This window comes from [Brevibacterium] flavum, from assembly GCF_019317305.1.
GTDB lineage: Bacteria > Actinomycetota > Actinomycetes > Mycobacteriales > Mycobacteriaceae > Corynebacterium > Corynebacterium glutamicum.
This window is the reverse complement of the sequence record NZ_CP079240.1, coordinates 1,851,841-1,870,149: the sequence shown is the minus strand read 5'-3', so window position 1 is coordinate 1,870,149 and position 18,309 is coordinate 1,851,841. Positions and strand designations below refer to the sequence as shown.

At 53.6% G+C, this 18,309-nt stretch carries 16 protein-coding genes and 1 pseudogene; 13 read left to right on the top strand and 4 right to left on the bottom strand.

From position 1 onward, the window contains the following. Positions 1-71: 71 nt before the first annotated feature. From KW808_RS08980 to secF, 7 genes are all read left to right on the top strand, one after another. Positions 72-827, top strand: coding sequence for a YebC/PmpR family DNA-binding transcriptional regulator (locus KW808_RS08980; RefSeq protein WP_003859892.1), 756 nt, complete (start codon positions 72-74; stop codon positions 825-827). 147 nt (positions 828-974) lie between these two features. Then, positions 975-1,640: a crossover junction endodeoxyribonuclease RuvC gene (gene ruvC / locus KW808_RS08975; RefSeq protein WP_011014519.1), complete on the top strand. Its 666-nt coding sequence runs from the start codon at positions 975-977 to the stop codon at positions 1,638-1,640. A gap of 39 nt (positions 1,641-1,679) precedes the next feature. Then, positions 1,680-2,300, top strand: a complete 621-nt coding sequence (gene ruvA, locus KW808_RS08970; protein WP_003859897.1) for a Holliday junction branch migration protein RuvA — start codon at positions 1,680-1,682, stop codon at positions 2,298-2,300. A gap of 6 nt (positions 2,301-2,306) precedes the next feature. Next, positions 2,307-3,398: a Holliday junction branch migration DNA helicase RuvB gene (gene ruvB / locus KW808_RS08965; protein ID WP_003855899.1), complete on the top strand. Its 1,092-nt coding sequence runs from the start codon at positions 2,307-2,309 to the stop codon at positions 3,396-3,398. Positions 3,399-3,446: 48 nt separating this feature from the next. Then, entirely contained in the window at positions 3,447-3,812 is a 366-nt protein-coding gene (gene yajC / locus KW808_RS08960) for a preprotein translocase subunit YajC (RefSeq protein WP_003855900.1), read from the top strand. Positions 3,813-4,100: 288 nt separating this feature from the next. Continuing rightward, a complete protein-coding gene (gene secD, locus KW808_RS08955) occupies positions 4,101-6,014 on the top strand; it encodes a protein translocase subunit SecD (RefSeq protein ID WP_003859898.1) in 1,914 nt (637 codons plus the stop codon). Positions 6,015-6,016: 2 nt separating this feature from the next. Then, the gene (gene secF, locus KW808_RS08950) at positions 6,017-7,228 is read left to right on the top strand and encodes a protein translocase subunit SecF (RefSeq protein WP_003859900.1); all 1,212 of its coding nucleotides are present in this window, start codon (positions 6,017-6,019) and stop codon (positions 7,226-7,228) included. Positions 7,229-7,242: 14 nt separating this feature from the next. Here the strand turns inward: secF and KW808_RS08945 are convergent, their stop codons facing one another. Further along, a complete protein-coding gene (locus tag KW808_RS08945; protein WP_003859902.1) occupies positions 7,243-7,458 on the bottom strand; it encodes a helix-turn-helix domain-containing protein in 216 nt (71 codons plus the stop codon). A 254-nt stretch (positions 7,459-7,712) separates the two neighbouring features. Here KW808_RS08945 and KW808_RS08940 point away from each other — a divergent pair, with 254 nt between their 5' ends. The 4 genes and pseudogenes from KW808_RS08940 to KW808_RS08925 all read left to right on the top strand — a co-directional run bounded on the left by KW808_RS08940 (position 7,713) and on the right by KW808_RS08925 (position 13,634). Next, positions 7,713-9,314, top strand: a complete 1,602-nt coding sequence (locus tag KW808_RS08940) for a periplasmic substrate-binding domain-containing protein (protein ID WP_003859904.1) — start codon at positions 7,713-7,715, stop codon at positions 9,312-9,314. 3 nt (positions 9,315-9,317) lie between these two features. Then, a complete protein-coding gene (locus tag KW808_RS08935) occupies positions 9,318-9,875 on the top strand; it encodes an adenine phosphoribosyltransferase (RefSeq protein WP_003855909.1) in 558 nt (185 codons plus the stop codon). 27 nt (positions 9,876-9,902) lie between these two features. Further along, positions 9,903-12,185 carry a RelA/SpoT family protein gene (locus KW808_RS08930; RefSeq protein WP_003855910.1) on the top strand — a complete coding sequence of 761 codons (2,283 nt, stop codon included), beginning with the start codon at positions 9,903-9,905 and terminating at the stop codon, positions 12,183-12,185. Positions 12,186-12,325: 140 nt separating this feature from the next. Continuing rightward, positions 12,326-13,634, top strand: a pseudogene (locus KW808_RS08925) (ISL3-like element IS31831 family transposase). A 96-nt stretch (positions 13,635-13,730) separates the two neighbouring features. Here KW808_RS08925 and KW808_RS08920 read toward each other — a convergent pair. The 3 genes from KW808_RS08920 to KW808_RS08910 form a co-directional block, all read right to left on the bottom strand. After that, positions 13,731-14,006: a hypothetical protein gene (locus tag KW808_RS08920; protein ID WP_003862133.1), complete on the bottom strand. Its 276-nt coding sequence runs from the start codon at positions 14,004-14,006 to the stop codon at positions 13,731-13,733. A gap of 199 nt (positions 14,007-14,205) precedes the next feature. Then, positions 14,206-14,748 (bottom strand): putative Ig domain-containing protein, encoded by a 543-nt coding sequence (locus KW808_RS08915; protein ID WP_003862136.1) that lies wholly within the window; start codon positions 14,746-14,748, stop codon positions 14,206-14,208. 560 nt (positions 14,749-15,308) lie between these two features. Further along, a complete protein-coding gene (locus KW808_RS08910) occupies positions 15,309-16,151 on the bottom strand; it encodes a peptidylprolyl isomerase (RefSeq protein WP_003855913.1) in 843 nt (280 codons plus the stop codon). 130 nt (positions 16,152-16,281) lie between these two features. Between KW808_RS08910 and KW808_RS08905 the strand changes: the two genes are divergently transcribed. Both KW808_RS08905 and hisS read left to right on the top strand, forming a co-directional pair. After that, complete coding sequence (locus KW808_RS08905) at positions 16,282-16,923, top strand: MBL fold metallo-hydrolase (protein WP_011014510.1); 642 nt, start codon at positions 16,282-16,284, stop codon at positions 16,921-16,923. A 45-nt stretch (positions 16,924-16,968) separates the two neighbouring features. Beyond that, a complete protein-coding gene (hisS, locus tag KW808_RS08900; RefSeq protein WP_003862140.1) occupies positions 16,969-18,258 on the top strand; it encodes a histidine--tRNA ligase in 1,290 nt (429 codons plus the stop codon). Positions 18,259-18,309: the final 51 nt, after the last annotated feature.

Here is an 18,309-nt window from a genome sequence, read left to right as displayed (position 1 = left end):
GAGCTATCTCTGGGCTGCGTGAGAAACCATTTTCCGGTGGATGATGGAAGCTAGACGACGAAAGGGAGCATATGTCTGGCCACTCAAAATGGGCGACTACCAAGCACAAGAAGGCTGCTAACGACGCCAAGCGAGGCAAGGAATTTGCCAAGCTGATCAAGAACATCGAAGTTGCGGCACGTACAGGCGGTGGAGATCCGTCTGCGAACCCAACGCTTGATGACATGATCAAGAAAGCCAAGAAGGCTTCTGTGCCGAACGATAACATCGAACGTGCACGCAAGCGTGGCTCCGGCGAAGAAGCTGGTGGCGCTGACTGGATGAACATCATGTACGAGGGATACGGCCCCAACGGCGTTGCCATGCTTATCGAGTGCCTGACCGACAACCGTAACCGCGCAGCTACCGAAGTTCGCACCGCAATGACCAAAAACGGTGGCAACTTGGGCGAGTCCGGTTCCGTGTCCTACATGTTCACCCGCACCGGTGTCGTCACCGTGCAAAAGGGCGATCTTAGTGAAGATGACGTGCTCATGGCTGTTCTTGAAGCTGGTGCTGAAGAAGTCAACGACAACGGCGATCTGTTCGAGATCACCTGCGCACCAACTGACATTCAGGCTGTTCGCGACGCACTCGTGGAAGCTGGCATTGAAGTAGAAGATTCTGAATCAGACTTCCGGGCATCTGTTCAGGTCCCCCTGGACGCTGACGGTGCACGCAAGATCTTCAAGCTTGTTGACGCGTTGGAAGATTCCGACGATGTGCAAAACGTCTACACCAACATCGACTTGAGCGATGAGGTTTTGGCAGAGCTGGAAAACGACTAGTTCGTATTTTCCGCACTCCGTTCACCCCGCTATCCCTGCAGCTAAAACGCAGAGGATAGCGGGGTGATCGCAATTTTGTGCTAAAAATGAGTATGGAATAGCAACTGCACAGCGACGAATCAGCGACGAATCAGTGAGGACACGAATATGAACCACGAAGGGCTTCGGGTAATGGGCATTGACCCAGGTCTTACCCGTTGTGGCTTATCTGTGGTTCAAGCAGGTCGTGGTCGTACCGTGTATCCAGTGTCGGTAGGTGTGGTGCGCACCCCACCAGATGCGGAGTTGGCGGAGCGGTTGCTTCGGCTCAGCAAAGCAGTGGGTGAGTGGATGGATGAGTACACCCCAGATGTCATTGCTATTGAGCGTGTCTTTGAGCGCGGAAATGTTTCCACCGTGATGAACACTGCGCATGCGGTGGGTGTGTTGATCTTGGCTGCTGCTGAACGCGGATTGCCAGTTCACATGTACACCCCCAGTGAGGTGAAAAAGGCTATCTCCGGTAATGGTCGCGCTGATAAGAAACAGATGACGGTCATGATCACTCGAATTCTGGGCCTTGGTGAGCCACCCAAACCTGCTGACGCCGCTGATGCTTTATCGTTGGCGGTGTGTCACTGCTGGCGGGCGCCAATGCTTATGCGGGCGCAATCACAGTACTCCGAGCAAGAGTTGGAAAAGCGACGGCGTGTGCAGCAAGGAAAATTGGGTAAAGCGAAATCAACTTACAATGCGGAACAAGCTCAATCCCATGCATCCGATCCTGCTAAAGCCGCTCATCCCAGTCAGTTTCAACGAACTGACACCAATTAGTTTTTAAAAAGTTCTAGTACATTTTTCAGGAGTGTCTTCATGATTGCCTCACTTCGTGGCACTGTTATCAACATTGGTCTGAGCTCTGCTGTCATTGAATGCAATGGCGTGGGCTATGAGGTTGTCACCACACCGAACACCTTGTCACAGTTGGTCCGCGGTGAGGAAGCACTGGTGTTGACCACCATGGTGGTCCGCGAAGACGCGATGAAACTCTATGGGTTTATTGACAATGAATCACGTGAGATGTTTTCCGTGTTGCAAACAGTATCTGGATTGGGTCCACGCCTGGCCTTGGCATGTGAATCGGTGTTGAGCCCACTGGAGATTTCTCAGGCGATCACCAATGCCGATGCCAAAACTTTGCAGCGGGTTCCGGGTGTGGGAAAGCGCATGGCAGATCGTCTCATCGTGGAGCTTAAAGGCAAGGTCGCAGCTTTTGCTGCCGGTGTCGTGGATGAGGGAGGGGAGCAAATTTCCTTGCCTAACGCGAACATTGCTTCTGAGGTGGTTGTGGAGCAGGTTTCTCAAGCGCTGGTGGGGTTGGGCTTTAGCGAGAAGCAATCAGATGATGCAGTGAGCTTTGTGCTGGCGGCGGATCCATCCTTGGACACCAGTGGCGCGCTTCGTGCCGCATTGGCAAAACTCAGCGGAAAGTAGACCCTCATGTCCGATGTGGAAAGAACAGAGTTTGAAATTCCGGGAGGAATTCCACCTCGTCGAAACGGTGGTCAAGGCCGTGCAGCTGATACCAACGTAGATGCGAACCTGAAGCCTGATGAATACGATGCGGAAGTAACACTTCGTCCGAAGTCTTTGACCGAGTTTATCGGCCAACCGAAGGTGCGCGATCAGCTGAGTTTGGTGCTTACCGGCGCGAAAAACCGTGGTGTGGTTCCCGATCACGTGTTGTTGTCTGGCCCTCCTGGCCTGGGTAAGACCACCATGGCGATGATTATCGCCCAGGAGTTGGGCACCAGTTTGCGTATGACCTCAGGCCCAGCCTTGGAACGCGCAGGCGATCTGGCTGCCATGCTGTCCAACCTCATGGAAGGGGACGTGCTGTTCATCGATGAGATTCACCGCATCGCACGTCCTGCCGAGGAAATGCTGTACATGGCGATGGAAGATTTCCGGATCGATGTCATCGTCGGTAAGGGGCCTGGCGCTACCTCAATCCCGCTGGAGATCCCACCCTTTACCCTCGTTGGTGCAACCACCAGGTCGGGCATGCTCACCGGCCCACTGCGTGACCGTTTCGGTTTTACCGCGCAGATGGAATTCTACGATGTGCCTGATCTGACCAAAGTGGTGAAACGAACAGCTAAGATCCTCGATGTCGGAATCGACAACGATGCCGCCGTGGAAATCGCCTCGCGGTCTCGTGGTACTCCTCGTATTGCTAACCGACTGCTTCGTCGAGTCCGTGACTTCGCTGAAGTTCATGCGGATGGTCACATCACGATGGGTGCTGCCAATGCTGCGCTGATTGTATTCGATGTCGATGAAGTCGGACTCGATCGCCTGGATAGGGCAGTGCTTGATGCCTTGATCCGCGGACATGGCGGAGGCCCTGTTGGCGTGAACACACTCGCGGTTGCAGTTGGTGAAGAACCCGGCACAGTGGAAGAAGTATGCGAGCCCTATTTGGTGCGTGCCGGCATGATTGCACGAACCGGACGGGGACGCGTGGCAACCGCAGCTGCATGGAGACACCTGGGGCTGGAACCACCAGAAGGCACCATCGGCGATTATTAGCCACCTTAGGTGGCCAGGATGTTCCATGGTCTGGCAAACTAGCTAACCATGGACATCCTTTTCCTCATAGTTCTTCTAGCCATTTTTATCGTTCCCACCTTCCTCATGAGCCGTCGCCAGCGCGCACGGATGACTGAAATCCAAAAGCTGCAGGACTCTGTCGTCCCAGGCGACCGCATTGTCACCACTGCGGGCCAGCACGCAACTGTCATTTCCACCACTGCAGAAACCGTTGATCTAGAGATCGCGCCGGGTATGATCAGCACGTTTGAAAAGCTTGCTATCGTGCGTGTGCTGTCCAAGGCCAATGAACCTCAGGTGTTGGATGAGCCGACGCTGTTTGATCAGCCAGAAGACGATCAGCCGAACGATGGTTTCGATGGACGCACTGACGGACATCCTGAGAATCGTTAGAAATTAATAATAATTCAGCACCCTTTTGCTCATTACTTTCTGTGGGCAAGGGTGCTGTTTATATATCTACTCATATTGGTAGCCAGACTCACAGGGGTATGGGAAGGCAAAACTACGCAGATGGCGTAGCATGTTTTGGGTTAAACACTATCCCGAAGGCACCGTTACTTTGCCTTTCTCGCTCGTGTCGCACTCACCCAAGCCACCTCGCGTGGGTGAGTGGTGCATGGAGTGGGTGGGCGTCGACAAGCGTGGCTGTCTGGTTGATTGGAATTGAAGGAGACTTTCTTGGCTCGGCAAAAAAAGAGTGCCGCTAGCGCCTGGGAACGATGGCCAAAACGCGCAATAGCGTTGTTTGTTCTCATCGTCGTTGGTGTTTATGCGTTGGTGCTGTTGACAGGCGATCGTTCTGCCACACCAAAATTGGGTATTGATCTGCAAGGCGGAACCCGAGTGACCCTCGTGCCGCAGGGGCAGGATCCAACTCAGGACCAGCTGAATCAGGCACGCACCATTCTGGAAAACCGTGTGAACGGCATGGGCGTTTCAGGTGCAAGCGTGGTCGCTGACGGTAACACCCTGGTGATCACTGTTCCTGGGGAAAATACCGCACAGGCGCAATCCCTAGGACAGACCTCCCAGCTGCTGTTCCGTCCCGTTGGTCAGGCAGGAATGCCCGATATGACCACGTTGATGCCAGAGCTGGAAGAGATGGCCAACAGGTGGGTTGAATACGGCGTCATCACCGAAGAGCAGGCAAATGCCTCCTTGGAGGAAATGAACACCGCTGTTGCATCGACCACTGCGGTGGAAGGCGAAGAAGCAACTGAGCCAGAACCCGTCACCGTGTCGGCGACCCCTATGGATGAGCCAGCCAACTCCATTGAGGCAACACAGCGACGCCAGGAAATCACGGACATGCTGCGCACCGACCGCCAGTCCACCGATCCCACTGTCCAGATCGCTGCAAGTTCTTTGATGCAGTGCACCACTGATGAGATGGATCCTTTGGCCGGCACCGATGATCCACGCCTGCCATTGGTGGCATGTGATCCAGCTGTAGGTGGCGTGTATGTACTTGATCCTGCACCTTTGCTCAACGGCGAAACCGATGAGGAAAATGGTGCGCGCCTAACCGGTAATGAGATCGATACCAACCGTCCCATCACCGGTGGATTCAACGCCCAGACCGGCCAGATGGAAATCAGCTTTGCCTTCAAATCCGGCGATGGGGAAGAAGGCTCTGCAACTTGGTCCTCTCTGACCAGCCAGTACCTGCAGCAGCAGATTGCCATCACCCTGGACTCTCAGGTGATTTCTGCACCCGTGATTCAGTCAGCAACCCCTGTGGGTTCTGCAACATCCATCACCGGTGACTTCACTCAAACTGAAGCCCAAGATCTGGCGAACAACCTGCGCTACGGTGCACTGCCCCTGAGCTTCGCAGGTGAAAACGGCGAGCGCGGCGGAACTACCACCACCGTTCCGCCATCACTAGGCGCAGCATCCTTGAAGGCCGGACTGATCGCAGGCATCGTCGGCATCGCGCTGGTCGCCATCTTCGTGTTCGCCTACTACCGCGTCTTCGGATTCGTTTCCCTGTTCACCCTGTTTGCAGCAGGCGTGTTGGTCTACGGCCTTCTGGTACTGCTGGGACGTTGGATCGGATATTCCCTAGACCTTGCTGGTATCGCCGGTTTGATCATCGGTATCGGTACCACCGCCGACTCCTTCGTGGTGTTCTATGAGCGCATCAAGGATGAGATCCGTGAAGGAAGATCCTTTAGATCTGCAGTACCTCGTGCATGGGAAAGCGCCAAGCGCACCATCGTCACAGGCAACATGGTCACCTTGCTCGGCGCAATCGTGATTTACTTGCTCGCGGTCGGCGAAGTCAAGGGCTTTGCCTTTACCCTTGGCCTGACCACCGTATTCGATCTCGTTGTCACCTTCCTGATCACGGCACCACTGGTTATCCTGGCATCACGCAACCCATTCTTTGCCAAGTCATCGGTCAACGGCATGGGACGAGTGATGAAGCTCGTTGAAGAACGCCGCGCCAACGGTGAATTGGATGAGCCTGAGTACCTGAAAAAGATCCATGCCAAGAATGCGGCAGCTGATAAGGCTTCCACTGACAAGTCTTCCACTGACAATTCTGAAGCACCTGGCACCGATACGAACCAAGAGGAGGAGAAGTAGCCATGACTGATTCCCAGACTGAATCACTGTCAACTCAGAGCGTAAAACCAGCCAAAAAACGCAGTTGGTTCAACAGCCTCTACACCGGTGACGGCGGCATTGACTTCATCGCCAAAACCAAACTGTGGTACTGGATCACCGGCATTTTGCTGGTTATCTCGATCCTGTTCATCGCCATCCGTGGCTTCTCCCTGAGCATCGATTTCCAGGGCGGTACCAAGATGAGCATGCCAGCATCGGATTACTCCACCGAACAGGTGGAGGAAACCTTTACTGAAGCCACCGGCATTACTCCGGAAATCGTGCAGATCGTCGGTTCCGGCGACGCCCGAACCCTAGAGATCCACTCCGAGCGACTCAGCGATGAGGATATAGAAAAAGCCCGCCTGGCGATCTACGAGGAATACCAACCCCTAAACTCTGAGGGCCAGCCAAGCCCAGATGCCATCGGTAATTCCACGGTGTCGGAATCATGGGGCTCCACCATCACCCAACGCATGGTGTTGGCTCTGATTGCCTTCCTGGTTATCGCAGCGATCTACATTGCTTTCCGCCTCGAGCGTGAAATGGCCATCGCCGCCATGGCAGCACTTGTTGTTGACGGCATCGTCATCGCCGGCATCTACGCCGTCATCGGCCTCGAAGTATCCCCAGCAACCGTCATCGGTCTGCTCACCGTGCTGACCTTCTCCATCTACGACACCGTCGTGGTCTTTGACAAGGTCAGAGAAAACACCGAAGGCTTCGAAGGCAGCCGCAGACGAACCTACGCCGAACAAGCCAACCTGGCGGTCAACCAGACCTTCATGCGTTCGATCTCCACGACAATCATCTCTGCACTTCCGATCATCGCTTTGATGGTTGTCGCCGTCTGGATGATGGGTGTTGGCACCCTCAAAGACCTCGCACTAATCCAGCTGATCGGCGTCATCGAAGGCACCTTCTCCTCCGTCTTCCTGGCAACCCCACTGCTGGTCAGCCTGAAAAACCGCCTCAGCAAAACCAAAGCGCACACCGCTTCCGTTATGAAGTTGCGCGACGGACAAATCACGCTTATCGACGCCACCCCACAGCCCAACGCCGACGCCTCCGCGCACGGCACCGAAAGCGACACTGACGGTGTGACCCCCGAAGCACCTGCAAAACGTACAGTAAGCAAACCCATTGTGGATGATCACCGATCAAGTGGAACCTGGCGACCAGGCAGAAGCTAAACCCAATTGGTGAACTAAGAAAAATCCCGCAGACTCGCGTTCTGCGGGATTTTTTGTGGGTTCAGAACACGGTGAGGTGCGCCGGCCCCGACTGGTAGGCCACGGCGTTTGAGCGCTAGGTAGATTGTGGATGGGTGGATCCCGAGTTTTTCTGCTACATCGATTACTCGTTCACCGCCGGCCACCCGGCGGGTGGCCTCCTGGGTGAGGGGGTGTTCTTTGCTGGTCATGGATGGACACTCCTTTAGGAAGAGGGTGTCGCATCCACCGCCTGACATCGCCGACTGAAATTGAGCTTGGGAAATTGAGCGCAAGGTATTGAGCCCGAGAAATTGAACATGTGATCTCGAACTTAAGTAACGGGGGGAGACATTCGGCTACGGGACGTCGTTATATAGGTATTGCCAGATTTGGTTGTCGCTGGGGCAAAAACCGTATAATTACAGTCCTATTACGATTCGGGGAAAGGCTGGGTACTTCACACATGTTGTTTCGGAAGTCACGCAGCGCGGTAATCATGTTGGTTGCAGCGTTAGTGATGACAAGCTGTGGTGATGGGGAACCGGAACCAACCAGCCACCAAACAAGCCTTTTCGGCTACGCAGTTAACTCTTCGCTGGCTACAACCAACGCGGCGTCGCTGTTGGGAGTGGCTAATGATGCTGGTCTTTTGGCTGCCAGAGTGTATCCGGGTGTGTATGTTCAGGGTCCTTCTGGGCAGATGATTCCCAACACTGATCTTGCTTCCACGCAGGTATTGCCGGGTATTAACCGCCAGGTGATTTACACTATCAATGAAGATGCCACCTACTCAGATGGTCAGCCTGTGGTGTGTGATGATTTTCTGCTCTCTGCGACAGCTGGGCAGATGCCGGAACTGTTCCAGTCCCATGTGCCATTGACCTCGCAGATTGAGCGAGTGGACTGTGTATCTGGTTCTAAAGTAGCCACCGTGGTGTTCAAGGAAGACCTCGGTGAGCGTTGGCGTTATCTTTTTGAGCAGGGCGATTTGTTGCCAGCCCATGCCGTTGCTTCCAAAGCAGGTATGACCTTGGAGGAGCTTAATCAGGCGTTAAAGGATAAGGATCCTGAAGCGTTGACTGAACCTGCTCGTGTGTGGAGCGAAGGTTTCCAGCTGTCCCAGTTTGATCCAGAGCTGCAGACGGCTTTTGGCCCGTACAAGGTGGATTCTGTGGGTGAATTCGGCGAAGTCAAGCTGGTACGCAATGAGTTTTACAGTGGCGACCAGGCGGTTGAAGCAGAAATCACGATGTGGCCTAAAGGCTCGGATCTCAGCGCCATTGCGGATAATGGAAACCTTCAGATCGCAGATGTTGTGGCGTGGGAGAGCGAGCCGTGGGTAAATCGCGATGACCCATTGAATCCTTATGATATTAAGGAAGAGGTCGGTGTTTTGACTGAGCAGCTCACCTTGGCCAGTGCCGGCGTGTTTTACGCTACGGAGGCCCGGCAGGCATTTGCGGCCTGCGTTGACCAGGAAGCGGTGGCTGCGGCGTCGTCAAGCATCTCTGGAATCGATGTGCCTGCCGTAGGTGTGCACTCGGTGCGTCACCAAAATCCGGTCGTGCACCAAATCGGTGATCTGCCAGCACAGCACATGGCGGTGGATATTAATGCCGCCTCAGCGTTGGCGGGTCAATCCATCCGTATTGGCTACGACGGACCCGATGAGCGCAAGGCTGCAATGGTGGAGGCGATTCGCCAAAGTTGTGAGCCTGCCGGTATCACCGTTATCGATGCGTCGCAGGAGGCTGTTAGTCTTAATGATCTCAGTCGAACCGAAGTCAGTGAATGGGGCTATGAGCAGTACTTCGAAGGGACACTTGACGCTGTTCTGCGTACAGTGGATCCACATCGGGAGTATGAAAATGCCAATACCATTGGAACTGATGCGGAGTCGACGAGGCGCACTGAAGAACAATTGTGGGCTGAAGTCCCATCAATTCCACTAGCAGCGCAACCCCGAGTGTTTGTGATAGATCGCACAGTCGGTAACGTTGTTGTTAATACAGACCTAGCCGGTATCGGTTGGAACATGGACCGTTGGTCCAGAAGTGAGGATTAAGTAGTGAGCGAACAGGCTCTAAGCACCTTCGACAGGGCACGTGAGGCCCTGGACAAGAAAACCCGATATGTGCAGGATTTCCCAGAAAAGGGTGTGCTTTTTGAAGATCTCACTCCAGTTCTGGGAGACGCGGAATCTTTTGCAGCTGTTGTAGATGCCATGGCTGAAGCTGCAGAAAAACTGAATGCAGAAATCATCGGTGGCTTAGATGCGCGCGGATTCCTCCTCGGATCCGCTGTTGCCTACAAACTCGGTCTGGGTGTGCTGGCGATCCGCAAGAAGGGAAAGCTCCCCCCACCTGTGGTGACCCAGGAGTATGAACTTGAATACGGCACTGCAGCACTCGAGCTGCCCAGTGAAGGAATCGACATTGCTGGTAAAAACATCGTTTTGATCGACGATGTGCTGGCAACCGGCGGCACCTTGGGCGCTGCACGTAAACTAATTGAATCGTGTGACGGACATGTTTCCGGATATGTTCTTGCCATTGAGGTCCCAGGCCTCGGCGGTAGGGATAATCTTGGTGATAGGCCCGTCATTGTGGTCAGAGATCCTCAGTAGAAGGATCGAAAGAAAGGCGGCAGGAAAATGAGTCTGGAGCGCAACACGCAAAAATCTTCCATGGGTGTGCGAAGCATGTCAGCCAGGCTTGCCCGCAGCCTCACAGGAAACCGCGTTCGCACCAACCCTGTGCTGGATCCGCTGCTGAGCATCCACCGGCAATTTCACCCACGCGCCGACGTACAAGTGTTGGAACGTGCATATGACACCGCGGAACGTCTTCATGATGGTGTGATTCGAAAATCGGGCGATCCGTATATTACCCACCCGTTGGCTGTCGCCACCATCGCCGCGGAAATCGGCATGGACACCACCACGCTCGTCGCAGCCTTGTTGCATGACACGGTGGAAGACACCGACTACTCTTTGGACGATCTCACCCGAGATTTCGGAGAAGAAGTTGCCAGGCTTGTCGACGGTGTCACCAAGCTCGACAAAGTCGCACTAGGTGCTGCGGCGGAGGCCGAAACGATTCGCAAAATGATCGTCGCCATGAGCCAGGACCCCCGCGTGCTGGTGATTAAAGTGGCCGACCGTTTGCACAATATGCGCACCATGCGGTTCCTGCCGCCGGAAAAGCAAGCTAAAAAAGCACGCCAAACCCTTGAAGTCATTGCTCCTTTGGCACACCGCCTGGGCATGGCCAGCGTGAAATGGGAATTGGAAGATCTATCCTTTGCCATTTTGTACCCCAAGAAGTACGAAGAGATCGTGCGTCTTGTTGCCGACCGCGCGCCCTCTAGAGACCGGTACCTCAAAGAAATTATTGATCAAGTCACCGGTGGCTTGCGCGAAAACAACATCGCGGCAGAAGTGCTTGGTCGACCAAAGCACTACTGGTCTATCTATCAAAAGATGATCGTTCGCGGTCGTGATTTTGACGATATTTTTGATCTTGTTGGCATCCGCATCCTGGTAGACAACGTGAACAACTGTTACGCCGCCATCGGTGTCGTGCACTCCCTGTTCAATGCTCTGCCTGGCCGATTCAAAGACTATATTTCAGCCCCGCGCTTCGGTGTCTACCAATCCCTGCACACCACCGTGATGGGACCTGGCGGTAAGCCTCTGGAGGTTCAGGCACGTACCCACGACATGCACTACAACGCCGAATTCGGCATTGCAGCGCACTGGCGATACAAAGAAACCAAAGGCAGCCACAGTGGCGAGCAAGCCGAAGTGGATCAAATGGCGTGGATGCGCCAACTTCTGGACTGGCAAAAAGAAGCAGCCGACCCCAACGAGTTCCTGGACAGCCTGCGCTATGATCTGACTTCCAAGCAGATCTTCGTGTTCACACCCAAAGGTGATGTGGTCAACCTGCCGGTGAACTCCACCCCGGTGGACTTCGCCTACGCGGTGCACACCGAAGTGGGGCACCGCTGCATCGGCGCCAAAATCAACGGCAAACTGGTCGCTTTGGAAACGAAACTCAAATCCGGCGATCGTGTTGAAGTCTTTACCTCCAAGGACCAAAACGCAGGACCTAGTAGGGGATGGCAAGAATTTGTTGTCTCACCTCGTGCAAAGGCCAAGATTCGCCAGTGGTTTGCCAAGGAACGACGCGAAGAATACCTAGAAGCCGGACGCGATGCGCTGGCAGCAGTTATTCAGCGTGGCGGCCTGCCAATGCACCGCTTGTTCACCGCGTCCTCCATGAAGACGGTGGCAACAGAGCTGCACTACCCAGATGTAGATGCGCTCTACACAGCCATCGGCTCCGGTTCTGTATCTGCGCAACACGTAGTCAACCGCCTCATGGCTATCTTTGGTGACGAAGAAGATGCCGAAGACGCATTGGTTGCACGCACCCCATTCAGCGAGCTGGTCAACTCCCGTGCCACCACGGAAAGCAGCACCGGCATCCTGGTCGAAGGCAGCCCAGATGTCATGGCTAAGCTCGCTAAATGCTGTATGCCAGTGCCAGGAGATGAAATCTTTGGATTCGTCACCCGTGGTGGAGGCGTCTCCGTGCACCGAACAGACTGCACCAACGTGGAGAAGCTCAAAGAAGAGCCAGAACGCATTGTCTCCGTCTCTTGGGCTTCGGAAGGCCAAGGTTCAGTCTTCTCAGCGACACTGCAGCTTGAAGCACTTGATCGCGCAGGCCTGCTCTTTGAGCTTACCCGCGTAATCAACGAACAAAAAGTCTCTGTTACCGCAATGAACTCCCATTGCTCAGAAGACCGCGTAGCCACCGTGCGCTTTACCTTTGCGGTCTCTGACACCAAGCAGTTGGGATCCCTGATGACACAGCTGCGCAATGCCGAAGGAGTGTTTGATGTCTACCGAGTGACCTCGGGTGGCTAGAGGCCTTTAGAGGCCCTTCCGGTTTTGGGGTACATCACAGAACCCGGGCGAGCGGTGTAGACCCGAAAATAAACGAGCCTTTTGTCAGGGTTAAGGTTTAGGTATCTAAGCTAACCAAACACCAACAAAAGGCTCTACCCATGAAGTCTACCGGCAACATCATCGCTGACACCATCTGCCGCACTGCGGAACTAGGACTCACCATCACCGGCGCTTCCGATGCAGGTGATTACACCCTGATCGAAGCAGACGCACTCGACTACACCTCCACCTGCCCAGAATGCTCCCAACCTGGGGTGTTTCGTCATCACACCCACCGGATGCTCATTGATTTACCCATCGTCGGGTTTCCCACCAAACTGTTTATCCGTCTACCTCGCTACCGCTGCACCAACCCCACATGTAAGCAAAAGTATTTCCAAGCAGAACTAAGCTGCGCTGACCACGGTAAAGGTCACCCACCGGGTCACCCGCTGGATTTTACAACGCCTTGCTATTGACCGGATGAGTGTTCACGCAACCGCGAAAGCACTTGGGCTAGGGTGGGATTTAACCTGCCAACTAGCCCTCGATATGTGCCGTGAGCTGGTCTATAACGATCCTCACCATCTTGATGGAGTGTATGTCATTGGGGTGGATGAGCATAAGTGGTCACATAATAGGGCTAAGCATGGTGATGGGTTTGTCACCGTGATTGTCGATATGACCGGGCATCGGTATGACTCACGGTGTCCTGCCCGGTTATTAGATGTCGTCCCAGGTCGTAGTGCTGATGCTTTACGGTCCTGGCTTGGCTCCCGCGGTGAACAGTTCCGCAATCAGATACGGATCGTGTCCATGGATGGATTCCAAGGCTACGCCACAGCAAGTAAAGAACTCATTCCTTCTGCTCGTCGCGTGATGGATCCATTCCATGTTGTGCGACTTGCTGGTGACAAGCTCACCGCCTGCCGGCAACGCCTCCAGCGGGAGAAATACCAGCGTCGTGGTTTAAGCCAGGATCCGTTGTATAAAAACCGGAAGACCTTGTTGACCACGCACAAGTGGTTGAGTCCTCGTCAGCAAGAAAGCTTGGAGCAGTTGTGGGCGTATGACAAAGACTACGGGGTGTTAAAGCTTGCGTGGCTTGCGTATCAGGCGATTATTGATTGTTATCAGATGGGTAATAAGCGTGAAGCGAAGAAGAAAATGCGGACCATTATTGATCAGCTTCGGGTGTTGAAGGGGCCGAATAAGGAACTCGCGCAGTTGGGTCGTAGTTTGTTTAAACGACTTGGTGATGTGTTGGCGTATTTCGATGTTGGTGTCTCCAACGGTCCGGTCGAAGCGATCAACGGACGGTTGGAGCATTTGCGTGGGATTGCTCTAGGTTTCCGTAATTTGAACCACTACATTCTGCGGTGCCTTATCCATTCAGGGCAGTTGGTCCATAAGATCAATGCACTCTAAAACAGGAAGAGCCCCTTTAGATTGTGAAAAAGCCTTGGGCTTCAACCACCGTGTGGTTGAAGCCCAAGGCTTTTAGCGTTCCGGTGGCGCTAGGACCTATCGCATGGAGCGTTCGAAAGCGGTAGCGAAGGTCAGGCCAGCGCTGAGAATACCAATAACGCCAGTAACGATGAGGATGTAATCAGAAATCTGGTCCACATCAATGTCAGAGGAGCCGTTTGAGCTGCCGTTTTCTTCCTCTGCTGCGTCAGCCACGTAAACAACCTGGGCCGGTGTTACTTCTTCAGCCTGAACTGGTGCAGAGAGAGTGGTTGCTGTCATTGCAGCAGCAGTGCCGAGGGCGACGAGGGAAGTACGAGAAAACAGCTTCATTGCTAAACCCCTTAGGTTCATAATTTTAAATACGCAAGCTACTTTATGTATACGTGGGACAATTTGCAACTATTTGTGCAGGTCAAAGCTAAGATTTTGCTTAGAATACCGCAAGGAAATTCGGGGTGGAGAAGCCCGAAGTGACAAAAAATCCTTTGTGAAAATTAGTTCACAAAGGATTAGTCGGTTAAGTCTTGAATTACTTCAGAAAAGAATCCAGCTTGGTGCTGAAGGTTAGGATGGTGGTTAGTGCACCGATAATTGCGGTGATGATCTTGATCCAGTCGTTGATGTTGTCAGTGTCGGAGGAACCGCTGGAAGGCTCTTCGTTGAAATCAAAGTTAACGTAAACTTCTGCTTCAACGCCTGCTTCGTTCTTGGCAATGATCTTTGCGGGACCAGTGAATTCCTTCTTTGGAGTACCGGTGATCTTTCCGGTGTTGTCGATAAGGAGACCAGAAGGAAGGTTGCCTGAGGTGAAGGATACTGCTTCGCCTGCGATGACCTGAACAGTGACCGGGGTGATCGCCTTGCCAGGGACGCCGGTGATGGTGCCAGGCTGCTCAAGCTTCAGGGGAGCAGAAGCCCCTGGCGCCTCAGGGGCATTATCTTCAGCGGTCTTAAGAGCACTTACAGCTGCGTTGGGGACCTCATCAGCGAATGCAGGAGCGGTTACGCCGGAGAGAGTGATAGCTGCAGCGGTACCAAGTGCAACCAGTGAGGTGCGGGAGAAAAGCTTCATTTCCTGGATCCTTCATTTCAGAGAGGTTGAATTTCTCTGATCACCTTAACCGGGGCTTTATAGTCGTGCAAGCCTTTTGTGATGAAAATTCAAGCAAGATGTTATTTAAGTGATTTTTGTGACTAATGTGACTAGTTTTCGACTTCTTGGGACTATTCCTTGCAGGCGCCTGTAAAATACATGCCAGTCCTTTACCCCTATTTGGGGTGGCAGGCTCCTTTTTAAAAGTATCTAACCATTTACTACCTACTGCCTGCGCAAATGGGGCGTCATGCGACACCAATTCTCAATTTTCACTGAGAAACCTGAGAGTGTTTAGGGGCAAAAACGGATCAAAATAAAGATAAAAGTCCGGTTAACATGGATTTAACAGGATGCAAACGATTGGGGATCTGGCCTGGAAATGCCCAGTGAACTGTCCTGCGATGCATCCAGAAGAGGCATCCAGTAAAAGCAATCTGTGATCCAGCGGCAGAAATAGTAGTCAAAGACAGCAAAAACACCGTGCCTCTTGGCAGCTGGCCAAGAAACACGGTGTTGAAAGAAGAGGGGCTTAGAACTTACGCAACAGTTGCGGATTCAATGCGAACCTCTTGAGCTGGTGCTCCGTCGCCGGTTCCACCTTCAGCGCCAACTTCTGCGATGGCATCGAGGGTTGCAAGGCCTTCTTCGGTGATCTGGCCGAAGTAGGTGTAGTTCGGTGCCAGTGGGGAATCCTCGTAGTTGAGGAAGAACTGGGAGCCGTTGGTGTCAGCGCCAGCGTTGGCCATGGCGATGGTGCCGCGCTCGTAGATGACTGGGGTGGTCAGGTCAGTTGCTTCATCGGTGGGGTATTCGTTGGCAAAGCTGAAGCCTGGGCCACCTGCGCCGGTGCCACTTGGATCGCCGCACTGTAGAACGTAAATGCCAGAGGTGGTGATGCGGTGGCAGACAGTGTCGTTGTAGTAGCCCTCGGAAGCCATGTGCTCAACAGCGTTGACGGTACAAGGGGATACGGAGCGATCAAGTTCCATGCCGATGTTGCCCTGTGCAGTGGTCAGGTTGACGGTCACGGTGCCGGTTGCTGGCACGTTTTCAGTAGCAGGCTTGGAGACATCCTTGGAAGCCTCGCCAGCATCTGGGTACTCACAGGTCACGGAGTCGCCGAGCGCAGTGGTGCGGGTCAGCGCCAGTGGCTGATAGTCAGGGGTCTCTGCGGTGGTGGATGTTTCATCAGCGGTGATGACTTCGTCTTCGGTGCTGCGGGTAGCTGCGTACCAGATACCGCCAACGACAACCAGGATGACAGCCAGGGAAGCAAAGACCACGGTTAGTGGCTTGGTCTTTTCTTTGCGGTCCCGGCTTTTGATTTCTTTCTCCAGCTGGGAAAGCGCCTGTTGGCGTCGTTCCTTATTAGTGCTCACAGAGTTTGATCCCTTGCTACTTGATTTTGAGAATGTCCAACGTCAAAAAAATTCTTTTCTATCCTAACTGTATCTTCACACCTTGAGGGAATGATGGGGGAGCGCCCCTTGCGCACTACACTGTTTATCCATGGAGATTCTCGGATTCGCGGCTGGTCCGTATAAAACAAATTGCTATGTGGTGCGCGGGGAGAATGAGGTCGCGATCATTGATCCTGGCATGCATGCCCACGATGATTTGGTGGAATACATCACCACGAATAATTTGAGCGTGGACAAGATTGTGCTCACCCACGGACACATTGATCACACCCGTGATGCTGGTGTTGTGGCAAAGCGTTTCAATGCGCCGGTCTACATCCATCCTGATGATGCGTTTTTTCTTGAGGTCTACAAGGGATCTGGAACAAAGACGGCCATGCTTTTCGACGCCGACAACATGGTGTCGCCTGATCCTGAGTCACTGCGTGATTTGGTTGACGGTGAGACAATTACTTTGGCTGGCGAAGAATTCACATTGAAGCATGCACCAGGGCATTCACCTGGTTGTACGCTGATCGTCGGCAAGGAATACTGCTTTAGCGGTGATGTGTTGTTCAAGGGCTCTATTGGTCGCACTGATTTTGAGTGGTCTGATGCAGATGCCATGAATGAGTCACTACGCACGGCAGTGCTCCCACTTGATGATGCATTGCAGATTCTTCCTGGGCATGGCCCAACCACAACCATGCGTGCAGAACGCACTGGTAACCCTTTCTTGCTGGCACTGTAGGGCTAAGTTCCGTACTACTTCTTCGAATAGGTATCGTTAATAATCGTGAGTCAAAACAAGTCCAAGTCTGAAAAGCTTCAGTCATTTGCTGCACCCAAGGGTGTTCCTGATTACGCCCCACCAAAATCTGCAGCGTTTTTAGCAGTCCGTGATGCCTTTGTTAATCAAGCACATAAGGCCGGGTTTGAGCATATTGAGCTGCCGATCTTTGAAGACACCGGCTTGTTTGCGCGTGGTGTTGGTGAGTCCACTGACGTAGTGAGCAAGGAAATGTACACCTTCGCTGATCGTGGCGAGCGCTCTGTCACGCTGCGCCCAGAAGGCACTGCAGGCGTGATGCGTGCGGTTATTGAACACAGCTTGGATCGCGGTCAACTTCCCGTGAAGTTGAACTATGCGGGACCATTCTTCCGTTATGAGCGTCCACAGGCGGGTCGCTACCGTCAGCTTCAGCAGGTCGGCGTGGAGGCCATTGGTGTGGATGATCCAGCGCTTGATGCGGAGATCATTGCGTTGGCGGATCGTTCGTACCGCAGCTTGGGGCTGAAGGATTTCCGTCTGGAGCTCACCAGCTTGGGTGATCGTCACTGCCGTCCCGAGTATCGTCAGAAGCTGCAGGATTTCTTGTTTGCACTTCCTTTGGATGAGGAAACCCGCAAGCGCGCAGAGATCAACCCACTTCGGGTGTTGGATGATAAGCGTCCTGAAGTCCAAGAGATGACTGCGGATGCACCATTGATGCTGGATCACCTTGATGCAGAGTGCCGTGAGCACTTTGAAACAGTGACTGGTTTGCTCGATGACATGGGTGTTCCATATGTGATTAACCCACGCATGGTTCGTGGTTTGGATTACTACACCAAGACTTGTTTTGAGTTCGTTCACGATGGCCTGGGCGCACAGTCTGGTATTGGTGGCGGCGGACGCTACGACGGTCTGATGGCACAGCTTGGCGGACAGGATCTGTCTGGCATCGGCTATGGCCTGGGTGTGGATCGCACCATGTTGGCTCTGGAAGCTGAAGGCGTGACCGTCGGTGCTGAGCGTCGCGTTGATGTGTACGGCGTTCCACTGGGCAAGGATGCCAAGAAGGCGCTTGCTGGAATCGTGAACAAGCTGCGCGCTGCGGGCATTTCCACCGATATGTCTTACGGCGACCGTGGCCTGAAGGGTGCCATGAAGGGCGCTGACCGCTCCAACGCGTTGTACACCTTGGTGCTGGGCGAGCAGGAGCTGGAGAACAACACCATCGCGGTGAAGGATATGCGTGCGCATGAGCAGCACGATGTCGCATTGGACGAGGTTGTGGCCTTTTTGCAGGAGAAACTTGTTTAAATAATTCATAAGTAAAAAACCGTCAATTCACGATGTGGGTTGGCGGTTTTC